We start from the raw sequence: 20,503 nt of genomic DNA on the forward strand, positions 1-20,503 counted from the left end.
ATTACCCATAAGTATGTCCAAAAGCGCGTGTAAATACTTCACGCGCTTTAATATATTCATAAAGGGTTCGTAAACCTTTCCACATCACAATAGGACCGGGCTCACCGTCATGCTTTCGTCCGAGAAAACCTCCTAATTGGGCAATCATTCTCAGAGTATCTTTCAGGGTTGGGGGTTCATTTGGAGGGGGTTTTTCATAGATCATAACATAGGCGGTTTGCCATTCTATGGGCTCAAATAGACATTCACTGCTTAATGATGGGGAAGCACGACCAACCATGGTCATGAACAAAATACGCCAAGCAACAATAAGATACAGAGCGAGGCAAGGGTCAAATCGTTGCTTGTTGCTTAACTGCAATTTTTCAATAGCGCATCCGCTTTTCAATACCTTGAAAAAAATTTCGATCTGCCAGCGACATAAGTACCATTGAATTACTTGTAACGCTGCTTCCAAGTTGGATATAGGTACACTGGTTAAAAGTGTCCACTCGATTGCTTTCTCTCCAGGCGGTGGGTTTGTCTCTGTGGCAATGATTGTTGTTATTTTAACGGGGGTAAAACCTTCTTTTGCTTTATCCCGAGGAGGGAGCAAAGTCACTTCTTTTGCATAAATATCTTGTGCTACTTCTCGTTTTTTTCTATTTCCAAATGAGGACGTAGTAAATGTTATTTTTCCAATACTGGAAGAGGCTTTTACGCTTGTTTTTAATTTATTGCGTTTTTTAGGTTGATTCTCATCCAAAATAGAACGATCGAATGTTGCTCTAATCACCCAATCGGCAGTTCCTTTAGCGAAAGCTGTATTCGCTTCATGATAGATATCATAAATATCACCTTCTCTATCAGCAATATAAACAAATTGAGTATCGGGCATTGCCTTAGCAAGTTTTGTGGCTTTTTTATAACCTCTGACCCACCGGTAACTTTCCTTGTCTTTTATTGCTTTTGAATCACGTTCAGCTCTTCGTTCTTCTGAGCTTCGATGCGTAAATTTTTCCCGTGACCACTGTTCATAGTCAACTACTCCTAAACATTCGCGGTTGGGCGTTACCGCAAGAGTGGGATGAAGAAAAAGACCCCGCACGTTATCTTGTTGAATAGGGCCAATATCTTCACGTTCTTTTTGACCGCTATAGTTAAGCGTTGTTGTGTCTTGAAGCAATAAGATAATCGGATGTTCTTTAATTCGCTTAAGGGTGGCTATGCGATGAGGTTTTATAATTTTTTTTGCGGTAACCGTATTATTCTCAAAAAATCGATAGGCTGCTTTGGTTTCCGACCAACCTTTACAACTTTCAGGTATACTTGATGTTGGTTTATCACTAAACCTTTTTAATAACTCTTTTGCTCGTTTATTTAAACGTTGATCGCCGATATTCACGGAACCATACTCATGGTCGATCCAATCCATGGATAATACTGCCTTTAAAAAGGCAGCATTATCTCAAAAGTAAGGAAAAATTAATATAGCATTACTTATGGGTAACGATATGGACATAAGCCCGTACACAGCTGATGTTATCAAGGAATGAACCCACACCGATTGAATATCCGCTGACTTTCATGCCAATAATTTCATTAGGTAATTGCATGCCGTTGGCGGTCATCAAATCACCACGGGATATCAAGGCTGAGAAAGGAAACAGCGGTTGCATGAGTTTTCCATCAATGGGTACTTCACCGATTAGTGCAGATAACAAGGTTACTTTACTGAAGTCACTTCCGGCTGGAATGGTATAGAATGGCGTTGCTTTGGGACCTTCTTCTTTTTCTTTTTGTCCATCCCATAAAGACAGTTCTTTGTGTTCAGCTGGCGGTTTGTCTAACAGCTCATCCAGATCCTTAATTTGCTTTGCCTCAACCTTGCCTTCCATCGGATAGGATTTGGTTTTACTTTGGGCGATAGAGGCAATTTGATCTTTTAAAGCTAGAAGTTCTTCTTTGAGTTTGTGGCTATTGTCTTGCTTAGGTTGTTGAAGCTTGGATTGCAGAGTTTTATTTTCCTGCTGCATTTGCTCCAGCCGTTTTTCCGTTTCTTGAAGACGGGCTGAGACATCACGGATATTGTCATTAAACTGACTGGCAATGGCTTCATTAAAATTGTTTGTGTTGGTGGTCGGTTCTATTGCGGGTGGCGTGCTTTTACTGTTAAACAAAATCAGGATGGCAACCAAGGCAACAGAGCCTGATAGAATTTTAATTCCGCTGTTTTTATTCATCGGCTATACCTCGCATGTTGAATTAAGGCTTCGTGAAATGGTTTATCGGAGACTAAAAAAACGGTGGTACTTTCATGCTTATCTCTGGCAGATAGATGATTAGCCGGATAAAAGCTTGCTGTTTGCCAGTGACCAATCAGATCACCTGGTTTCAATCGGATTGATTTATTTAGCAGGTTTTTCAACTCAACCGCGGTGACATGTAATGATCCACCACGCCAAGAAGCAATGGGGTGCGCTTCAATACTGGCACCATAAAATAAAGGAATGGTTTTATGAGTTTGCATCGGTGTGCGGTAAACGCCATTTGGGATTTGTTGCACTCGTTCTGGGGCGTATAAAGCTTGGATGGCAAAACGAGTCAGCTGGATGGCATTGTATTCATAATGACTGCTGGCATCCTTTCCTTCTCGTTTCGGATCATCGGTCAGGATTTCAATGGGTGTGGTGTTACTGAACTGTTCATCCGCTTTCAGATTTAAAAGGATCACTTCCCCGTCAGGAATCAATTGCAAAATAATCCTGGCATTTTTGAAGCTGTCTTGTGCTTTGAGATAGAGACTGCCCTTCACTTTCAAAATATCCAGCGCAGGACTTAGGTTTTGGTCAATAATTTTGATGGCTTGAGGGAATTGAATCAGGCGCTCCTGTTTCAAAGGCAACTCAATATTTAAAGGTACCTTTTCCCAGACCATATGTTCGCTTTGCAGGGCATAGCTGAAATTGATTAAGCAAAGCCACAGACTTAAGATTTTAATCATTCGCATGAGCATCCTCCGGTTGAACCAGTAAATCTTTAACCAATGTTTCAGGTTTGGTATAACCATCCAGGGCTAATTGGAATGGGTTATGGAGACGGGATAAATTGAGTTTGACCACGCGCAAATGGTAGGCAACAACTTTATCGGCAATCACCATGGGCGAATTGTCTTTTAACCGCTGCGTAATTCTTAAAACCAGTTTTACCTCCCAACTGTTGGGACCAATTCGCTTAATATCATCGGCCTCCATGAAGCGATAAAGGCTGGCGACTTGAGAGCGGTTAAACAATTGCGCGTTCTTAAAGGCTGATAGAGTTTGTTCAAGCAATTGCTCATGACGAGGAGTGAAATAATAATGAAAGGCTTTCATATTGCGGTTAAATTCCTCTTTGCCATTTGCCTGCCAGCTATATAAAGCTGGCATAAGTGATGTGACAAACCCTTGTACATATTCATTTGGGATATCATGGGCTTTCATCAAACCACCATTGGCAGCCATGCTTGGGCTCAGCCAGAATTCATAACGTTTGGGCATTGAATATAAAGTGATAAGTAAAGCCAAAATGATGGTGGTTAATACACCAACAAAAGCCAACAATAAACGATTATGGTGGTGCAGGCTGTCGATTTTCTTCCAGTAGTTAAACATGACTTCCTCCTACTGATTTGTTCTTGTTCCACTGTCCTTGGTAATGAATCCAGGGAGAGCGTTTGAGCCTTAATCGCACCAATAACTGGATAGCCTTTTTAGTGACATAGCCATAAGGCTTGTCCGCTTTGATGCGAGCAATGCTTTTGGGCCATACGCTAATTGCCAGAATGAATCCAACAATAAAGCCCACACAGCCGCTGGCTATAGGGAAGTCAATTAGGCATCCCAGTATGATAAACACCATGGTAGCCAGTGGTGTTGTAGTCACGACAATCCAAAATAACTCCCGCAGACTTAAACCTTTCCAAGCAGGGAAGTCATGGGATAAATGGCGCGATGAAGGCTGACTCATAACTTCACCTCCTTAGATTTTGAATTTAGTAATCATCGAATAACCGACATAACCCGAAGCGATACTGATGGCGAGATAAGTAATGCCCATCACAGCAAAAGTACCGAAGGCCACCATCGAACCTTCATTTTTCTTTGATTCCTCAATGCCGTGTTGCACTGTGGTAATGAATTTAATGAAAGTGACTACCGCGGTGATAAAAAGTAATAATCCCAAGCCCTGTTTGACGTAGTTTCCTGTTACTGACATCATATTTTTTGATCCATCGCCAATGTTGTCGGCATCGGAAATCTTGGGAAACCAGGCATCGGCAGCAAACATGGCCGGTGCGTAAAACAGACTGATTAAGCTTAAATAAATAGAACGTGTAATTGTTTTCATCATTACCCCCTGACATAAAGCAATAAAATAAACACCATCAGACCAATGACCAGTCTGATGAGACGAGAGCCCAGACGATGCAAAAAACCATCCTGTTCTTTTTCTTCTGAGCCTAAGAAGTGGTTCACAGACCACATGACCGCTAATATCACCATTGAGATAGCAATAAAGCGGATACTGCTGGAAAAGACATTCACCGAAACTCCTTGGCTTGACTGCTGAAAACTGGCAGCAAAGAGCTTTGCGATTTCGTCTTTACTCATTAAGGTTTCCTCACAAAATCATTGTTGAGTGGTTTTATCCTGCGAGGGGCAATGACAGGCTGGTTGATATAATCAATCAAGCCATTGCGAATCATTAATAAATCTTCTCGAACGCCGGCATGCTGTTGGCCTTCGTTATCGGTAAAGCTTTTGAGATGCAGCTGAATTCGGGCATTCGGGTTGAGTTCGGTTTGTGCTTCATCCAGCAAAGGCATAATGGCGTTAATTTGATTGATGATGCGGACCAGTGTTTCATTGAGGTTTGCATTATTTGCATGCCCAGTCACACTTGCAAAAAACAATATTGCTAATAAGATTCGTTTCATGGCATCCCCTTATAAATATTTCTTAAATCGACTGGCGGTCATCGCTACCATCAGCGCCAACATGAGACTAATCGGTATAAACACATAAGCTGGTGTGATACTGATAGGCATCGAAAGCCAGATCATTAATACAATGACTAAACCTTTCCTGAAGTAGTGATTTAAACGGTGAAAAACATAAGATGACTCACGACCAAGACAGGCCGTGCGGATGGCTCTTTGGTTTAAACCATCAACTAATCCTGCGAGCATAGCCAGAGCAAATAAGGGCATGGCAGCCAAAAGAATCATGAGTTTGATTAACATGCACTGGCTGGAAAGCAGCATCAGCTTGATAAATTGTTGTGCTTTCGTGACCAAATCAGCGGTTATTTCGTTAAAGGAAAGTTTGGCAAGATAAGGGTGATCCAGTGATAACTGAAAACGGGGTTCCAAAGGCAGGGCTGATAATAATGATCCTCGATATACTGGTGTGATTGCTTGTCTTTGATTGTCTACCAGTGAGCTTACATTATTGAAAGCTTGGGAATATCCATATAATGCCCATTGACTTACGGCCCATATGAGCAAACATAACCAGCCCAAAAAGACCACCAGGGCAAGGTGCAACGTCATTCTTCTGGAATATTGTTTTACTACTGCCATACTTGACCCTCAGCAATGACAATGGGGTAATGACTGACACCGATTAATTGCATCAAAGGATCAACATTGACCGGTAGCAAAGGTAATTGGCTTTGTTCCTGTAGTTGAATGATGGTTTCAAAGTCATCGACATTAGTGATAAACCCAATGGCTTGCATATCCTGTAATTGTTTTTGATGTTGAACTAACCACTGCTTTGAAAGACGATCAGCGCCAATCACAAATACAGCGTTATGAAATACACTGGTATTAACTTTCTTGGCATCTATCTTACCGAAGGTAGCTTTGCTTTTAGCTGGCACACCAATGGGACTGGATAAGTCCAGCTGACTGGATGTTTCAGAGTGGCCAAGCGTTAAAGGAATCACCTGCAGACTAAATGCGTTAAACGCAATCAGCATCAAAAACAAAACACGCATCATTAAAACCTCCCCATATCGACAATCTGAGAGGCTTTACCATTGGATAACAACAAGAGCGGAGTATGTTTTTTCTTAACCGTTAAGGCTTCAAATTGTTGTGTACCATCGTGCAAAGTAACTTGCTGAGAATTGACCAATGTCAATGGAATCTGCTGACGGTTAGCCCATAGTTGAATGGCATCCGAATCCATATCAACAAAAAATAGGTTTAATTGGGTATTGGGTGTTCGGCTAACGCTATCTATGAGTTGCATTAAAATGGTTTTTACCGCATCGTCGGCTTTAATAAACAAATACAAGCGTTCGCCTGATTTCAACTGAATTGGCTGATGGGCATAGGGTGAGTAGGGGGATGGATCAAAATCACCAACAACTGGCACATCTTTAAAAAGCTTGTTATACGCCTGATAAAAGGCATTGTTCCAGGCGATGTTTTGAGCCACTTTCTGCGCTTCTTGAATGGCGGCAAGTTCGGCGAAGTGTTCCCGCTCTGTATCATCACGGGCATTTAGTCCTAAAATATCAATCGGACTCATGCGAAGCCCTTGGTAATAAACACCGCTACGACTTTGCATTAACTGGATATAGCGCTTTTCTTCAGCTTCCGATAATTGCCAAACCTTAGCTTCATGCTTCTGGCTATCAGAAAGTTCAAAGTCTTTCTCATCAATCACTTCATCCTGAATTTCAGTTACGCCCGCTTTGGCCAGCGCATTATCTTCACTTTTAATGGAAGGATTGATAATCCCAGGAATAGAAAGGCCGGCAGAAGCAGCGGAGCTAAAAATCAATCCCAAAGTCAAAGCCGCTAACTTAGCCATGCGCCACCTCATTGGATTTCAATGAGAGGGAAACATGAGCGTTGTCTGTATTTTCAAACTCTATAAACTGTCTCGCAAAATCAATTTGGATTACCTTCCAGCCAGCTAAAGAATCGCCTTTTTCAAGAGCCTTTGTTTTATAGTCATAAAGAACGGAGGCAACACTGACATCCTGAATACTGTCAATGCTCAACACTTGAAAGGGCATATTGTTTGCCGGCAAGGTTTTGATGGGATGTTTTTGATCCTCTAATCGAGTCAGTAGTTCTGCGATACCATCCAGCTGCTTTTTGATTGCAACTTGTCCGGTTGAAAAAAGTTCACCTAACTGATGATCATCTTTGTTTTGCAGCTGCTGAATGAATTGACCCAACTGTTTAAGGTTATGGTTAATCGGCGTTAAATCTGGTTCTTTCACAGGTTGTCTTAATTTAGACTCAATAGCTGACAATCGATTTTCTAAAAAAGATAAATCCTGAACCTGAGTCTTCACCGGTTGGCTTTTAAAACAAACAAGTAAAACCACCAGAGCATTGAGCAAAACCAGTAATAACCATTTGCTATCCAGATAAGCTCTCATCCTTTCCTCCTTTCAATCAGAGTGAAATTCACTTCGCGCAATAAGTCATCGTGTTTAAGGGAAAACAGATTTTGTCCAACCAACACGGTTAAGCCATTTTCAATAGATAAAGGTCCAAGGTTACGATCCACTTGGGGCAAAGGTTGTTTGAGTATTTGCTTCAAGTGAGGACTTTGTTTGTCAGTTGGCACTAAGTGATAGCCTGAGTAGGAAAGCCAATGATTAACAGCATCGCCTATTGTTTGAATTGACGATGGGAAATGGACTTGCTGTATGGATTTCAGTGGATTAACTTGGGCTGGCAGCGGCTTATTGTTGACGGTTGCGTAACGACTTACTTGAGTGACATTGACTGCCAGTGCTTGAAAATGAATTAATGATAAAGCTAAACAAAATAAAATTTTACACATACACACCTCCGCCGGCGTGTGCCGGCATTATTTATTTGATGGATTCTGCTAAGCCTTTGGAATTCGTTGGTTTACCCTGATTTCTGTAAAATATTTCTTCTCGAACAATGTCAACTTGCTTAGAAGCGGTAAAACCCAGGTGTACTTGGCCTCCATTTATTTTGATGACTTTGATTTGTATTCGTCCTTTATCGAGAAAAATGCTTTGATCTATGGTTCTATTCAATATGAGCATGTTTGTACTCCTTGTTTTATAAACGGGTTAATGCAGCTTTCATCATGTTTATGTGATGCTTTGCCACTTCTGGTGATGGTTTTTTTATGGGTTCAGATACCATTGTTATGAGTTGCTTACGTGCTACCTTTTCCTTACAGCAAGCAATAAACTCAGGAATGCTGGGTGGGAATCGATGTTTTTCACGAAATTGGAGTAATGCTTCTTTGACAATGGCATTATTGAAAGGCTTTAAACCTTCCGACCATTCCTTTTTTGCAAAATAAATGGTTCGTTCATCATTGAAACTGTTGATCCATAAATGACCATAAATGGCAGCAAAGCGGATAAAAAGCGTATCAATCCGTTTGTCACAAATTGCGTTTTCGTCCGAATTGGATGACGTTTTCTGATTTTGGGGATTCTTCTTCAAAGTCGAAGCTTGCTTCTCGGCAGGATTCGCTGAGAATGTCTGCTGAAGTTTTGCGCTGACGATTTGATCGGCTCTTTGCATTTGGGCGCTCCTTTGTATTTATAGTTTCAATTTCTTCTAACCAGCATTGCTGCAATAGCCAGTTGGCAGGGTATTTCCATTTGGGTACCCAATGACCTGCAGCAACTAATTCGTGGTGGTTTTTGATCTGTGCCTGAAGGGCTGTAATAATTTGCTTGAATAAATCTTCAGAGGGATTAAGTTTTACAAACACATCAAATGCTTGCCCACGGTTTTTTCTCTGTGGATAAAGCGTCCAAAATTTTTCAAATTGGTCGCGCACATACACACAATTATTTACTGAGTTATGAGGTATGTCGGCTTTTGCATTGAGACCTATGTCGCTTTTTTGATAAGAGTTACCATAACTATAAGATTTTTCTTTACTTTTGAATGCCGGCTTTGTGTCGGCTTGAGGTGTCGGGATAGTGTCGGCTTTATTTTGGGCAGAATAATGCCCGTCTGCTAAGAGGCATTTTAAAACGAGATGTTTTCTGTCTGAATGAATCTCAATTAAGCCTACTCGTTCAAGGCTTTTAATGACACGGCGAAGTTGTTGTTTTGACGGCGAGCCAGATTGAATACCAGGATGCGGTTCAATATAAAGCGCCTCAGCAAGCGATTGATAGCTGATTCGTCTCTTGATACCCACAAAGCCAGTTTTACGGTCCATGAAAGGGCGTACACCAATTAAGTAGGTGGATTGTTGGATATAAGGCAATCCGATCAAGGCAGATAACTCCCGTGTATTTACAAATAAAAAGTCCATCTAAAACAAACACCTTAATAAATTATTTACACGACTCGATAATTGAGGTAGCATTATTCCAATTCGAATCATTGAATAAAAAACACAAAACGTTGTTTTAAGATTCCATAATAAATCAAATCGTGTGCATGTCAATGGTTTTTTGAAAATGAATGGACGAATGATATGAACATCAAAGAAAAAATTGGCAATCGCATTAAAGAATCCAGGAAAGCAGCTGGATTAACCATTAAAGAACTGGCAGAAAAAACCGATGATCTTTCCCCCGCAAGAATAGGGAACTGGGAGCAAGGTACCAGAAGCCCTGGCCCTGTTGAGGCAAAGATTTTAGCCGATCATTTGAATGTTTCAGCATCCTATCTTCTTTGTTTAACCAATAATCCACAGGGTGAGTTAACGCGAAATGCTAACTTTGGTATGCGCCATATTCCTGTTTTGAGCATGAAGGATGCGCATCATTATAAAGAAATACTGGATGCGTCTGATTATAGTAAGGAAAGAACGATTGTTATCGACAGTTTTAACAAGGCTTTAAATGCTGAGAAATTATTTGCTGTGGTTGTTGAAGACAATAGTATGGAACCCAAAATCCCTGCTGGTTCAATTGTTGTGATTAATGCAGATCAATCTCCTAATCCTGGTGATTATGTGTTGGCATATCTAGGTTCTAAAAGTCAAACTGTTCTACGAAAATATGGTGAATCTGATGGTTGCTTGTTTCAGTTGCTGGCTGAAAATGATTTATGGGCTGTGGTATCGGTGAAAGAAGAAGGCGGCGTTACTATTTTGGGTGTTGTATCAGAAATAAGGCGGTATTCATAGATTAGGTTTTTGAAATTGAAATCATTATCCAATCACACTGTCTCCAACATTAAAGAATTGAATGAGTCCTAGGTTCCGTGAACCAATTTTTTTAATTACTTGAAAAGTAGGCAGTTTTTATAGTGAAATTCGATTTGCCGTCGTTAATATCACTAATGGAACTGCCTACATGCATAATAATATATCAGAACGAGTCTGGGATACAGTTTATTCATTTCTACAAAAAGCAAAGGGATTACACATTAAGAATGAGAAACAGACAAGATGCTTTGTGGAAGGGGTTTGGTATGTATTGCGTACAGGCTGTCAATGGCGCTTACTCCCTTCCTATTACGGACATTGGCGTAACATTCATAAGCGGTATAAAACATGGGCAGATCGGGGCATTTGGTCTGGATTAATGTCCTCAGTTAGTGATATTGATGACCAGGCTGTCATGATTGATGCCACTATAGTGCGTGCTCATGCTTGTGCATCTGGTTATCACAGGGATGGGAATGATTCCCAAGCATTGGTCCGCAGTAAAGGGGGTTTTACCACTAAAATTCATGCTTTGGTGGATGGGTTGGGTAATCCCATTAAATTTATTCTGACCGGTGGGCATCGAAACGATATTACTCAAGCAGCAGAATTATTGAAGGAGCTGCGCGATACGGTAGTTCTTGCAGATAAAGGATATGATTCACAGGCACTTGTAGACACACTGGAGAATCAAGGTTGCACTGCAACCATTCCATCAAAAAGGAATGCAAAAAAAACCAAGAAAAATCGATAAAGAACAGTACAAAGAGCGATTTTTAATTGAAGCTTTTTTCTTTAAAATCAAACATTTTCGGCGTGTTTTTTCTCGTTTTGATAAAACAACAACCGCTTTTTCCGGTTTCTTACATTTGGCTGGGGCGCTTATTTGGATGCGATAGAAAATTGGTTCACGGAACCTAGGCATTCGTTATTTATCTAACCATTTAGACGCATCAAGTGAAATTTTTTCAAAAAAATATGTTGTTGGAGTAGGAACCGAATAGTGCAGGACTAAATCACAGGATTCAATGAGAATGACTGATTGAATTACCTGAAATGCGTAGCTACTCAAATGCTTTATCAAATGCACGGCGAATTACCTCGCTTCCTCCAGTAATTGAAACTAAACTTATATGTGCTGCAGAAATTGAAAGGGATAAGTATGAGTAAGGAATTCTTAGAAAATGTTGTCTTTGATGAACTGACAGTAGGTCAACAAGCCAGTTTAAATAAGCTACTGACTCAGAAAGATATTAAACTTTTTGCAGCTGTTTCAGGTGATATCAACCCCGCACACATGGATCCGGAGTATGCAAAAAGTGATATCTTTCAAGGTATTGTTGGACACGGGATGTGGTCAGCTTCCCTTATATCCACACTACTTGGAACTGTTTTACCTGGGCCAGGAACGATTTATCTTGAACAGGACATCAAATTCAAAAAGCCAGTACGCATTAACGATACGATTACAGTGACAGTAATAGTACACGAAAAAAAGGATGACAAACCCATCGTAATTTTTGATTGCAAGGGTGTCAATCAACGTGGAGAAACTGTAATGGAAGGATTGGCTACCGTTCTTGCTCCTACAAAAAAAGTCCGTGCTCCAAAAATTAATTTACCAGACGTTGAATTACATACCCATGACCGACTTCAGTCCATTATTCAATCCTGCCAGCGCAAAAAAGTAATTTCTACTGCAGTTGTCCACCCCGTTAAAGCCAGTGTGTTAGAAGCAGTCAATGACGCTGTCAAAACAAAATTAATCAATCCGATCCTTATTGGCCCTGTAAAGAAAATCAAATCAGCAGCACAAGAAAAAGATATCGATATTTCCGAATGGAAATTAATCAATACTGAACATAGCGATGCCGCGGCAGCAAAAGCTGCGGAATTAGCGGCAGAAGGTCAAGTAGACGCTATTATGAAAGGGGCACTTTCAACCAATGAGTTATTATCAGCCATTGTATCAGTCAAAGCTTTACGTACAAAATATCGTATTAGTCATGCTTATCTTATGGATATTCCCTCTTATCACAAACCCCTCATTATTACGGATGCCGCCGTCAATATTGCTCCAAACACGTCTGAAAAGGCGGACATTTGCCAAAACGCGATTAATCTCTGGCGTACAGTATTTGGTGAGAGCAAAAAACCAAAAGTAGCCATACTGGCAGCTATAGGTCTAATCAACCCTAAGATGCAGGCCACTGTTGATGCCGCGACTTTATGCAAGATGTCTGATCGAGGCCAAATAATAAACGCTGTTTTAGATGGACCGCTTGCGTTTGATAGTGCCATCAATAAACAAGCGGCCATGGAAAAAGGTATTCAATCCTCAGTTGCAGGCGATCCAGACATTTTACTGGTGCCTGAAATAGAATCGGGGAATATTTTGGCTAAACAATTAACATTCCTTGGACACGCAGATGCCGCAGGCATTGTCCTGGGTGCCCGTATTCCTATTATTCTAACAAGTCGAGCAGATTCACTACGCGTCCGACTTTTATCCTGTGCTTTAGCGGTCAAATTAGCAGAGGCGCGCAGTAAAGGAAACATCAAATGAACAATGAAACGAACGATAGCATACTTGTTATTAACACAGGTTCATCCAGTATAAAATTTCAACTGTTTAAAGCGCCTCATTTGCATCTTCTTGTCAGAGGTAAAATGACCCATATTGGTAATACTCCTTGCTTCACAGCCATGAAAACAAGGGCAAGTGAAGACAAACCTCAAAAGATAGATAAAAAACTTCCTGGGCAATATACGTATAAAGAAGCTTTGAATTATATTTTAAACTGGATTGGAACAGATGAGCAGAATGGAAAAATAAGTATTGTTGCACACCGAGTTGTTCATGGTGGTGAATATTTTACCAAAAGCACTCGGATCACCTCAGAGGTTTTTTCTAAGCTCAAGAGCCTGTGTTCACTGGCTCCTTTACATCAACCGCATAATTTAGCTGCAATTGAGCTTTTGGCTGAATTGCAGCCAGAAATAACTCAGATAGCGTGTTTTGATACCGCGTTTCATTCCGGCCACGATAGGCTTTTTGTCGAATATGCTTTGCCTGAAAACATCCGCAATAAAGACGTTCGTCGATACGGATTTCATGGTCTTTCTTATGAATGGATAGTTTATAAGTTACAGGAAAATGAACCTGGGCTTGCGAAAGGACGAATTGTTGCCGCTCATCTTGGCAATGGGGCCAGTCTGTGTGCTATACATAACGGCATAAGTATAGATACAACCATGGGCATGACAGCACTGGATGGTTTACCTATGGGGACACGCTGCGGCAGTCTTGATCCTGGAGTCATCATTTACCTCATCCGAGAACTTGGTTTATCTGCAGATGAAGTAGAATCCCTGCTTTATAATGAATCTGGCTTGAAAGGATTATCAAATTGGACAAACGATGTTCGTCTGTTGCAAGAAAGTGATAGCTTTGCAGCAAAATTTGCCCTGGACTATTTCTGCATAAAAACGGCTCAGTATATTTGTATGATGTCTGCTTCACTTGGAGGTATCGACGGTATTGTATTTACAGGAGGAATAGGCGAAAACTCTGAGTATATACGACAACGTATCCTATCCCACCTTGCATTCCTAAGACCTTTTGAAATTCATGTTATCAGGGCAAATGAAGAAAGAATAATGGCAATGCATGCTATGAGGATTTTGAATGAAGAATAAGGATCGAACTATGAATTCTTTAAAGGGACTAATTGTAGGTATCGCTAATGAGCATTCAATCGCCTGGGGATGTGCCCAGGCTTTAGATAAAAAAGGGGTTGAACTTGCCATCACTTACCAAAATGAGAAGACCAAAGAATACGTTGAACCATTAATCGATAAAATTTCCTGTCCTATTTTCCTGCCACTTGATGTGAGAGATGAAACTCAGTTAGATAACTTGGTTCAGAGTATCAAAAAGAAATGGGGAACATTAGATTTCATCATTCATGCCATTGCCTTTGCACCTAAAGCAGACCTACAAGGCCGAGTCGTTGATTGTTCGCGTGAAGGGTTTACGATTGCTATGGATATTTCCTGCCACTCCTTTATACGGCTTGCCCAGGCTTTTGAACCTTTAATGCAAAACGGCGGGAGTTTAATTACCATGAGTTATTATGGTGCAGAAAAGGTTATCAAAAATTATAACTTAATGGGGCCAGTTAAAGCTGCACTAGAAGCGTCCGTTCGCTATCTGGCAGCCGAGCTCGGTCATAAAAAAATTCGTGTCAATGCTATTTCACCAGGCCCCATACAAACACGAGCTGCATCAGGGTTAGCCGATTTTGATCATTTAATGGAAAAAGCAGCAAAAGATGCACCTCTACACCAGTTAGTTACTACAGAAGCTATTGGAGACGCCGCTGTCTTTCTTATATCGCCAGAAGGAAAATACATTACCGGTCAAGTCATTTTTGTGGATGGCGGTTATAACATAAGGGGTTAATTATTATTCTTTGCTAAGCTTTAAAGAAATAATAAACTATTATTAAAAGGGATGATTCAATGTCAATAAAAAAAGCAATTATAGCAACGGATTTTTCAAAACATGCTGAATATGCGCTTAAAAGGGCTGTTTCTTTAACCGAGAGCCACGATATCATGCTGGAACTCATTCATGTATTAAAGCAGCCCTGGCCTGCAAACTTTGTCCAATTCTCTGCTAAAGATCAACAAATAGAATTGCTGAAGTTAGAAAAAAGTATGGAAGAAAAGCTACAGAGTATGGTGCAGCCATTTTCATCTGCTATCTCAGTGAATACATCTGTGCTTTTGGGTAGAGCAGTAGATGAAATCATTCGATTTACAAAGGATAATCAGGGCGATTTAATTATTGCTGGCGCACATGGTCAGTATTATATCAGTGACCATGTATTAGGCACGACATCCGGTGATATTGTCAGGCAGGGAAATACGCCTGTCTTGCTCATTAAAAAAGAGCCTTCTTTCTCTTACAATAAAATACTAATTGCCACCGATTTCTCTGAAGCCAGTAAAAAAGCCGTTGAATTTGCTTTTCAATGCTTTCCTGAGGCCAGGTTTCAACTCTTGCATATTGTGGATATCTATTACCGACAGTTCTTAAACGTTGATGATGTCGGCAAGAATGAAAGGAATAATCCAACTAAGGATATTTTTGAAAAGTTGGATGATTTTTTAAAAAGTTGCAAGGTCAAACACGATAAATTTGAGAAAAAAATTATTGGAGGTTATTTGGCTGATGCTATCATCATGCAGTCAAAAAACTGGGGTGCCGACTTACTGGTGTTTGGAACACAAGGGCGTTCAAAACTGCATTATTTGTTGATCGGAAGTGTTGCTAAACGATTGGTACAATTGAGCAATATCGACATGCTTACTGTTCCACCTGGGACAGCATCATAAAAAGGTAACCACAAATAGGCGGAACTTCATTAATGAATCATAGTCTTCCTCTAATTACCACAATTGCTGTAGCGCTAGGCTTGGCGTTACTGATGGGTTTCATTTCAGTTCGGCTTAGGATACCGGCATTGGTTGGCTATTTATTAGCTGGAGTCATGATTGGTCCCTATACGCCTGGTTTTGTTGCAGATGTACAAATAGCTCAAGAGCTTGCGGAAATTGGGGTAATGCTTCTAATGTTTGGAGTTGGTTTACATTTCTCAATAACTGACTTACTTGAAGTGCGTAAAATTGCGCTACCAGGTGCAGTTGTACAAATTGCTGTTGCAACGATGTTTGGTATGGGGGTTGCTGCTGCATGGGGATGGGAGTTTGGCGGTGCTTTGGTTTTTGGACTTGCTTTATCCGTAGCAAGTACAGTTGTTTTACTTCGAGCGCTTGAAGAAAGAAATATACTCGAATCAATTAATGGACGCATTGCCGTTGGCTGGCTAATTGTTGAAGATTTGTTTATGGTGCTGGTTCTTGTTTTACTTCCTCCTTTATCACACTGGCTAGGGGGAAATGAGTCTCACCATATTGATAAAAATCTGTGGCTAATCTTAATTATCACGCTCATCAAGGTTTCTGCTTTCATTGCATTGATGTTGTTTCTCGGACGACGATTTTTTCCCAAATTGCTCTGGCATATAGCCAAAACCGGATCGCGAGAACTGTTTACTCTTTGTGTTATTGCTGCTGCTGTCAGCATTGCCTATGCAGCGGCTAAGCTGTTTGGAGTTTCTTTTGCGCTTGGGGCGTTTTTCGCAGGAATGATATTACAGGAATCCAAATTTAGTCACCGAGCTGCACAAGAATCCTTGCCCCTAAGAGACGCGTTTGCTGTCCTTTTTTTTGTGGCTGTGGGAATGTTATTCGACCCGAATGTTGTTATTGAACAGCCAGTGCCAATTCTTCTTGTAGTTGGTATTATTGTCATTGGTAAATCAATAGCTGCTTTTGCCTTAGTTCTTGTTTTTCGTTATCCGTTAAGTTCCGCCTTCATCGTTTCAGCCAGTTTGGCACAAATTGGAGAATTTTCATTTATACTAGCTGAGCTCGGTGTCCGATTAGGTTTGCTACCTGTTGAAGGACGGAGCTTTATTTTAGCGGGTGCTCTGATATCGATAGCCGTTAACCCTTTAGTATTCAAGCTGATAGAACCCGTTCAAAGATGGGTTAAATCACGATCGAAATTAGCGCGACTATTTGAGCGATCAACTGATCCTTTGGCTGAATTACCCATGACTACCAGCGAAAAATACCTCTCAGGGCAAGTTGTTCTGGTAGGATACGGGCGTGTGGGCAAACGAATTGCAAATCGGTTACTTGATAATAATATCCCCTATGTTGTTGTCGATGAAAATCGGGAGTTGATAGAACGGCTTAGATCGAAAGGAATACCATCTGTAAGCGGTGATTCAACTGAACCAGCTGTGTTAATTCAAGCTCATATTGCAAATGCCAGTATGCTTGTTATTGCTGTTTCGGATACATTTAACATACGACCCATGATTCAATGTGCTCGTAAACTTAATAAAAAAATTGAAATTGTTATAAGAACACATAATGAAGATGAAGCGTCGCTGTTAAAACACGAAGGGCCGGGTAAAGTATTCTTTGCCGAAGAAGAAATTGCAAAAAATATGAGCAGCTATGTTTTGGAGCGATTTGGCAAAGCATTTTGATGTGCCTGTTGAGTAAAATACCAATGAATCTCATCTATACTTTATCCTTATGATTTATCTGTTTTTTGGAGAAAAAGCATGATATTAAATGGTATTAAAAGGATCTTGATAACGACCGACTTTTCCAAACACGCCCATTTCGCTTTGAAAAGAGCTATTCAAATTGCGGAGCGTTACCAGGCGGAGCTGACCTGTCTGCATGTCCTTAATCAAAACTGGTTTAAGTCAGGAAGTTCTCATGATGAGGATACGGCTATTAAAGAAGCTGAGCACGCTTTTGCTCAGGCATTAAAAAATACAACCACCTCCTACCCCGTCAAATTTATAACACTCTCAGGTCGAGCTCCTGACAAAATTAATCAATATATCAGCGACAATGATATTCAGCTGGTATTGATGGGTGCACACGGCACCTTTTACCTAAATGATTATATACTGGGAACCAATTCAGAATCAGTAGTCAAGAATGCTAAAATTCCGGTTCAACTGGTAAAAAACAAACCTAATAATGATTATCAACGCGTTTTAGTCGCCACCGATTTTTCAGACGCAAGCAAAAAAGCCACTGAAACAGCCTTTCAACTCTATCCTGACGCGGAATTTCTACTGCTACATATTGCCGATGTCTGGTATGAAAAATACCTGGACGATACCAGTCAGCGCCAACAATTCGATGATGAAATGAGCCGGGGTTTACAAAAAAAATTAGAACAATTTTTGGAAGAATGTGAAGTCGATACTACCCATTTTTCAACAAAGTTTATAGGAGGCTACCCTGCAAATGATTTAGCAAAATACGCATCCATTTGGGATGCTCAACTCGTTGTTGCAGGTACACGCGGACACTCCTTGCTGCATTACATTTTGTTAGGCAGGACTGTTGATAAGCTATTAAGAACAAGTACTACTGATATGCTTATTGTTCCCGCATAATAGCAAAGGAGTTTATTGTTATCTATCATCATGTATGATTTTATAATTCTCTCTTAAAACATAAACTGTTGATAAAAATGCAAATACCCATTGAATATATCTTTATAAGTTTGTCGGTTTTGCTGATTCTCAGCGTATTAGGCAGTAAAATTTCAGAGTACATAGGCGTACCCTCTCTCTTGATCTTTCTTCTTCTCGGTATGCTTGCTGGTTCTGAAGGATTGGGGGGCATAGATTTTGATAATGCTTTATTGGGCCAATCCATTGGGATTGCTGCCCTTGTATCGATTCTATTTTCAGGTGGATTAGATACGGATTGGAAAACCATTAGGCCCATAGCAAAAGAAGGCATTGCACTTTCAACCATAGCTGTTGTGTTGACAGCATTGCTTGTCGCTGGTTTTTCTTATTATGTGACACATTTAACATTCAATGAAAGCATGTTGCTGGGTGCCATTGTGTCTTCCACTGACGCGGCCGCTGTTTTTTCTATCTTGCGCTCAAAGGGCGTTCATCTTAAAAAAGAACTTCAGGCTGTTATTGAGCTGGAATCAGCAAGCAACGATCCCACAGCGGTTTTATTAACGCTTGGCTTTATTCAGATTATCCTTGTTCCAACCACCACGATAACCCACTTATTTTTGATGTTTATTGCCCAGGTTGCAATAGGGGTTCTTATTGGGTGGTTTATGGGACATCATATACCGAGGTTAATTAATAAACTGAGTCTTGGATATGAAGGATTATATCCAGTATTAACTATTGCACTGGTATTTCTTACATACGGCATAACAACAGTGCTGCATGGAAATGGTTTCTTGGCTGTTTATTTAACGGGATTAACGATGTCGGGATATAAATTCAAAAATAAAAAGAAATTAATACTGTTTCATGACGGCCTAACCTGGTTGATGCAAATCATCATGTTTATTGCACTGGGATTACTAGTATTTCCTTCAAAACTGCTTGGATACCTTAGCGTTGATATCTTACTTTCTTTCTTCTTAATTTTGGTTGCAAGACCCGTCAGCGTATTTATTACGCTGTTTTACAGTAAATTTCAATACAAGGACTTATTGATGATCTCTTGGGTGGGCTTACGTGGAGCTGTACCGATTATTCTTGCTACTTTTCCATTAGTTGCTGGAATCCCGCAAGCGGAGACTATTTTTAATCATGTATTTTTTATTGTTCTAACATCTATACTAATTCAGGGTACATTGGTTCCTTTTATTGCACGGGTGTTGCACGTGGAAAAATAGCAGCGTAAAAACAATTGCTGGTTAATGGATGATTGATTGAATGATCAAGGAGGAATACTTTTGAAACAATTTCATCATATTTTATTTATCAGTACTCGACTCCATGGTGAGAAAGAAGCATTAAAGCAAGCACTAGTGCTTGCACAAAAGAACGAGACGACACTTGATGTATTAATTGTATCTCGTCAACTTCCTAATGCTATCGCAGATAATCAAGAATCTTATGAGCTTTTTATTAAAGACAATGCAAATAAAAAAATAAAAGCTGCCAAATCGAGCTTTCTCGTAAAAAAAAGGAAAATGGAAATAAACATAGAAGTAGAATGGGGAGACGTACCTGATATTACAATAGTTCAGCGCGTCATACATAAAGGCTATGATCTGCTCGTTAAAGAAGCGGAAGATAATGAAAACAGGGTAGGATTTAAGGCTTTGGATATGGCATTATTGCGCAAGTGTCCATGTGCTCTTTTTATACATCGGCCTTCTGGCCACACAAGTCCTAAACTAAATGTGGCAGTCGCTATTGATCCTAAAAATGATACGCCTGCAGCTCACGATCTTTCGATTAATCTTTTAAGAATGTCGCAAATTATCGCGAAATACTATAATAGCAAGCTCAATATAGTATCTTGCTGGGACTCGGCTTTAGAAAAATATCTTCATAGCCATTACTTGGTGAACGTACCTGAACAACAAATCAATGAAGTGGTCGGACGGGAATGCAATGAACACCTTCAAGCATTGTATGGGATAATTAAACAATCTGGAATCGATGAAAAACAGAAAATTTACCAATTAAAAGGAAATCCAGTTGACCTTATTCCCTCATTTATTACTGAACAAAAAATTAATATTTTAGTGATGGGAACGGTAGCCCGAACAGGAATAGCTGGTTTTATTATTGGGAATACAGCTGAGGATATTCTTCAGAAAATTGATTGCTCCCTTTTGACACTAAAGCCCCCAGGCTTTGTTTCTCCTGTTAACGCCTATTGATAGTGTTAAAGAATGAAAACATTTT

24 protein-coding genes and 2 pseudogenes are annotated in these 20,503 nt (G+C 40.2%); 10 read left to right on the forward strand and 16 right to left on the reverse strand.

Annotated features, from left to right (window positions below; translation table 11 throughout):
• Nucleotide 1 precedes the first annotated feature (1 nt).
• The 16 genes and pseudogenes from E4T55_RS11125 to E4T55_RS11195 all read right to left on the reverse strand — a co-directional run bounded on the left by E4T55_RS11125 (nucleotide 2) and on the right by E4T55_RS11195 (nucleotide 9,311).
• Nucleotides 2–1,414 (reverse strand): IS4 family transposase, encoded by a 1,413-nt coding sequence (locus tag E4T55_RS11125; protein ID WP_058500493.1) that lies wholly within the window; start codon nucleotides 1,412–1,414, stop codon nucleotides 2–4.
• Between the two features lie 82 nt (nucleotides 1,415–1,496).
• Nucleotides 1,497–2,222 (reverse strand): annotated as a pseudogene (locus E4T55_RS11130) (TIGR03752 family integrating conjugative element protein); the annotation flags it as partial.
• A complete protein-coding gene (locus E4T55_RS11135) occupies nucleotides 2,219–2,989 on the reverse strand; it encodes a TIGR03749 family integrating conjugative element protein (RefSeq protein ID WP_058500858.1) in 771 nt (256 codons plus the stop codon). The pseudogene E4T55_RS11130 and the gene E4T55_RS11135, both read right to left, overlap by 4 nt.
• The gene (locus E4T55_RS11140) at nucleotides 2,976–3,632 is read right to left on the reverse strand and encodes a DUF2895 family protein (RefSeq protein WP_058500859.1); all 657 of its coding nucleotides are present in this window, start codon (nucleotides 3,630–3,632) and stop codon (nucleotides 2,976–2,978) included. Before E4T55_RS11140 ends, E4T55_RS11135 begins: the two co-directional genes overlap by 14 nt.
• Nucleotides 3,625–3,987 carry a TIGR03750 family conjugal transfer protein gene (locus E4T55_RS11145; protein ID WP_058500860.1) on the reverse strand — a complete coding sequence of 121 codons (363 nt, stop codon included), beginning with the start codon at nucleotides 3,985–3,987 and terminating at the stop codon, nucleotides 3,625–3,627. The genes E4T55_RS11140 and E4T55_RS11145 overlap by 8 nt, the downstream gene beginning before the upstream one ends.
• A 12-nt stretch (nucleotides 3,988–3,999) precedes the next feature.
• On the reverse strand, nucleotides 4,000–4,368 hold the full coding sequence (locus tag E4T55_RS11150; protein WP_058500861.1) for a hypothetical protein: 369 nt from the start codon (nucleotides 4,366–4,368) through the stop codon (nucleotides 4,000–4,002).
• A 2-nt stretch (nucleotides 4,369–4,370) separates the two neighbouring features.
• Nucleotides 4,371–4,631, reverse strand: a complete 261-nt coding sequence (locus tag E4T55_RS11155) for a hypothetical protein (RefSeq protein WP_058500862.1) — start codon at nucleotides 4,629–4,631, stop codon at nucleotides 4,371–4,373.
• Entirely contained in the window at nucleotides 4,631–4,957 is a 327-nt protein-coding gene (locus E4T55_RS11160; RefSeq protein ID WP_058500863.1) for an RAQPRD family integrative conjugative element protein, read from the reverse strand. The genes E4T55_RS11155 and E4T55_RS11160 overlap by 1 nt, the downstream gene beginning before the upstream one ends.
• A 9-nt stretch (nucleotides 4,958–4,966) precedes the next feature.
• Nucleotides 4,967–5,602, reverse strand: coding sequence for a TIGR03747 family integrating conjugative element membrane protein (locus E4T55_RS11165; RefSeq protein ID WP_058500864.1), 636 nt, complete (start codon nucleotides 5,600–5,602; stop codon nucleotides 4,967–4,969).
• Complete coding sequence (locus E4T55_RS11170) at nucleotides 5,593–6,024, reverse strand: PFL_4695 family integrating conjugative element protein (protein ID WP_058500865.1); 432 nt, start codon at nucleotides 6,022–6,024, stop codon at nucleotides 5,593–5,595. The genes E4T55_RS11165 and E4T55_RS11170 overlap by 10 nt, the downstream gene beginning before the upstream one ends.
• Complete coding sequence (locus E4T55_RS11175; protein ID WP_058500866.1) at nucleotides 6,024–6,845, reverse strand: TIGR03759 family integrating conjugative element protein; 822 nt, start codon at nucleotides 6,843–6,845, stop codon at nucleotides 6,024–6,026. The genes E4T55_RS11170 and E4T55_RS11175 overlap by 1 nt, the downstream gene beginning before the upstream one ends.
• Complete coding sequence (locus E4T55_RS11180; RefSeq protein ID WP_058500867.1) at nucleotides 6,838–7,425, reverse strand: hypothetical protein; 588 nt, start codon at nucleotides 7,423–7,425, stop codon at nucleotides 6,838–6,840. The genes E4T55_RS11175 and E4T55_RS11180 overlap by 8 nt, the downstream gene beginning before the upstream one ends.
• Nucleotides 7,422–7,835, reverse strand: a complete 414-nt coding sequence (pilL2, locus tag E4T55_RS11185) for a PFGI-1 class ICE element type IV pilus protein PilL2 (protein ID WP_058500868.1) — start codon at nucleotides 7,833–7,835, stop codon at nucleotides 7,422–7,424. The genes E4T55_RS11180 and pilL2 overlap by 4 nt, the downstream gene beginning before the upstream one ends.
• Before the next feature lie 31 nt (nucleotides 7,836–7,866).
• Nucleotides 7,867–8,070 (reverse strand): carbon storage regulator, encoded by a 204-nt coding sequence (locus E4T55_RS11190; protein ID WP_058500869.1) that lies wholly within the window; start codon nucleotides 8,068–8,070, stop codon nucleotides 7,867–7,869.
• A gap of 16 nt (nucleotides 8,071–8,086) precedes the next feature.
• Nucleotides 8,087–8,482, reverse strand: a complete 396-nt coding sequence (locus E4T55_RS15250) for a hypothetical protein (protein WP_058500870.1) — start codon at nucleotides 8,480–8,482, stop codon at nucleotides 8,087–8,089.
• Nucleotides 8,421–9,311, reverse strand: coding sequence for a hypothetical protein (locus E4T55_RS11195; protein WP_058500871.1), 891 nt, complete (start codon nucleotides 9,309–9,311; stop codon nucleotides 8,421–8,423). Before E4T55_RS11195 ends, E4T55_RS15250 begins: the two co-directional genes overlap by 62 nt.
• A gap of 165 nt (nucleotides 9,312–9,476) precedes the next feature.
• Here E4T55_RS11195 and E4T55_RS11200 point away from each other — a divergent pair, with 165 nt between their 5' ends.
• The 10 genes and pseudogenes from E4T55_RS11200 (at nucleotide 9,477) to E4T55_RS11245 (ending at nucleotide 20,478) form a co-directional block, all read left to right on the forward strand.
• Nucleotides 9,477–10,133 (forward strand): LexA family transcriptional regulator, encoded by a 657-nt coding sequence (locus E4T55_RS11200; protein WP_058500872.1) that lies wholly within the window; start codon nucleotides 9,477–9,479, stop codon nucleotides 10,131–10,133.
• 169 nt (nucleotides 10,134–10,302) lie between these two features.
• A pseudogene (locus E4T55_RS11205) lies at nucleotides 10,303–11,053 on the forward strand (IS5 family transposase).
• A 263-nt stretch (nucleotides 11,054–11,316) separates the two neighbouring features.
• A complete protein-coding gene (locus E4T55_RS11210; RefSeq protein WP_058500873.1) occupies nucleotides 11,317–12,720 on the forward strand; it encodes a bifunctional enoyl-CoA hydratase/phosphate acetyltransferase in 1,404 nt (467 codons plus the stop codon).
• A complete protein-coding gene (locus E4T55_RS11215) occupies nucleotides 12,717–13,853 on the forward strand; it encodes an acetate/propionate family kinase (protein WP_058500874.1) in 1,137 nt (378 codons plus the stop codon). The genes E4T55_RS11210 and E4T55_RS11215 overlap by 4 nt, the downstream gene beginning before the upstream one ends.
• Before the next feature lie 10 nt (nucleotides 13,854–13,863).
• Nucleotides 13,864–14,619, forward strand: a complete 756-nt coding sequence (fabI, locus tag E4T55_RS11220; RefSeq protein ID WP_058500875.1) for an enoyl-ACP reductase FabI — start codon at nucleotides 13,864–13,866, stop codon at nucleotides 14,617–14,619.
• Between the two features lie 59 nt (nucleotides 14,620–14,678).
• Nucleotides 14,679–15,557, forward strand: a complete 879-nt coding sequence (locus E4T55_RS11225; RefSeq protein ID WP_058500876.1) for a universal stress protein — start codon at nucleotides 14,679–14,681, stop codon at nucleotides 15,555–15,557.
• Between the two features lie 32 nt (nucleotides 15,558–15,589).
• On the forward strand, nucleotides 15,590–17,284 hold the full coding sequence (locus tag E4T55_RS11230; RefSeq protein ID WP_058500877.1) for a cation:proton antiporter domain-containing protein: 1,695 nt from the start codon (nucleotides 15,590–15,592) through the stop codon (nucleotides 17,282–17,284).
• A 78-nt stretch (nucleotides 17,285–17,362) separates the two neighbouring features.
• Complete coding sequence (locus E4T55_RS11235) at nucleotides 17,363–18,217, forward strand: universal stress protein (protein WP_058500878.1); 855 nt, start codon at nucleotides 17,363–17,365, stop codon at nucleotides 18,215–18,217.
• A 77-nt stretch (nucleotides 18,218–18,294) separates the two neighbouring features.
• Nucleotides 18,295–19,479: a potassium/proton antiporter gene (locus E4T55_RS11240; RefSeq protein WP_058500879.1), complete on the forward strand. Its 1,185-nt coding sequence runs from the start codon at nucleotides 18,295–18,297 to the stop codon at nucleotides 19,477–19,479.
• A 36-nt stretch (nucleotides 19,480–19,515) separates the two neighbouring features.
• Entirely contained in the window at nucleotides 19,516–20,478 is a 963-nt protein-coding gene (locus tag E4T55_RS11245) for a universal stress protein (RefSeq protein ID WP_335622030.1), read from the forward strand.
• The last annotated feature ends 25 nt before the right edge of the window (nucleotides 20,479–20,503 follow it).

It is taken from the genome of Legionella israelensis (assembly GCF_004571175.1).
GTDB lineage: Bacteria > Pseudomonadota > Gammaproteobacteria > Legionellales > Legionellaceae > Legionella_D > Legionella_D israelensis.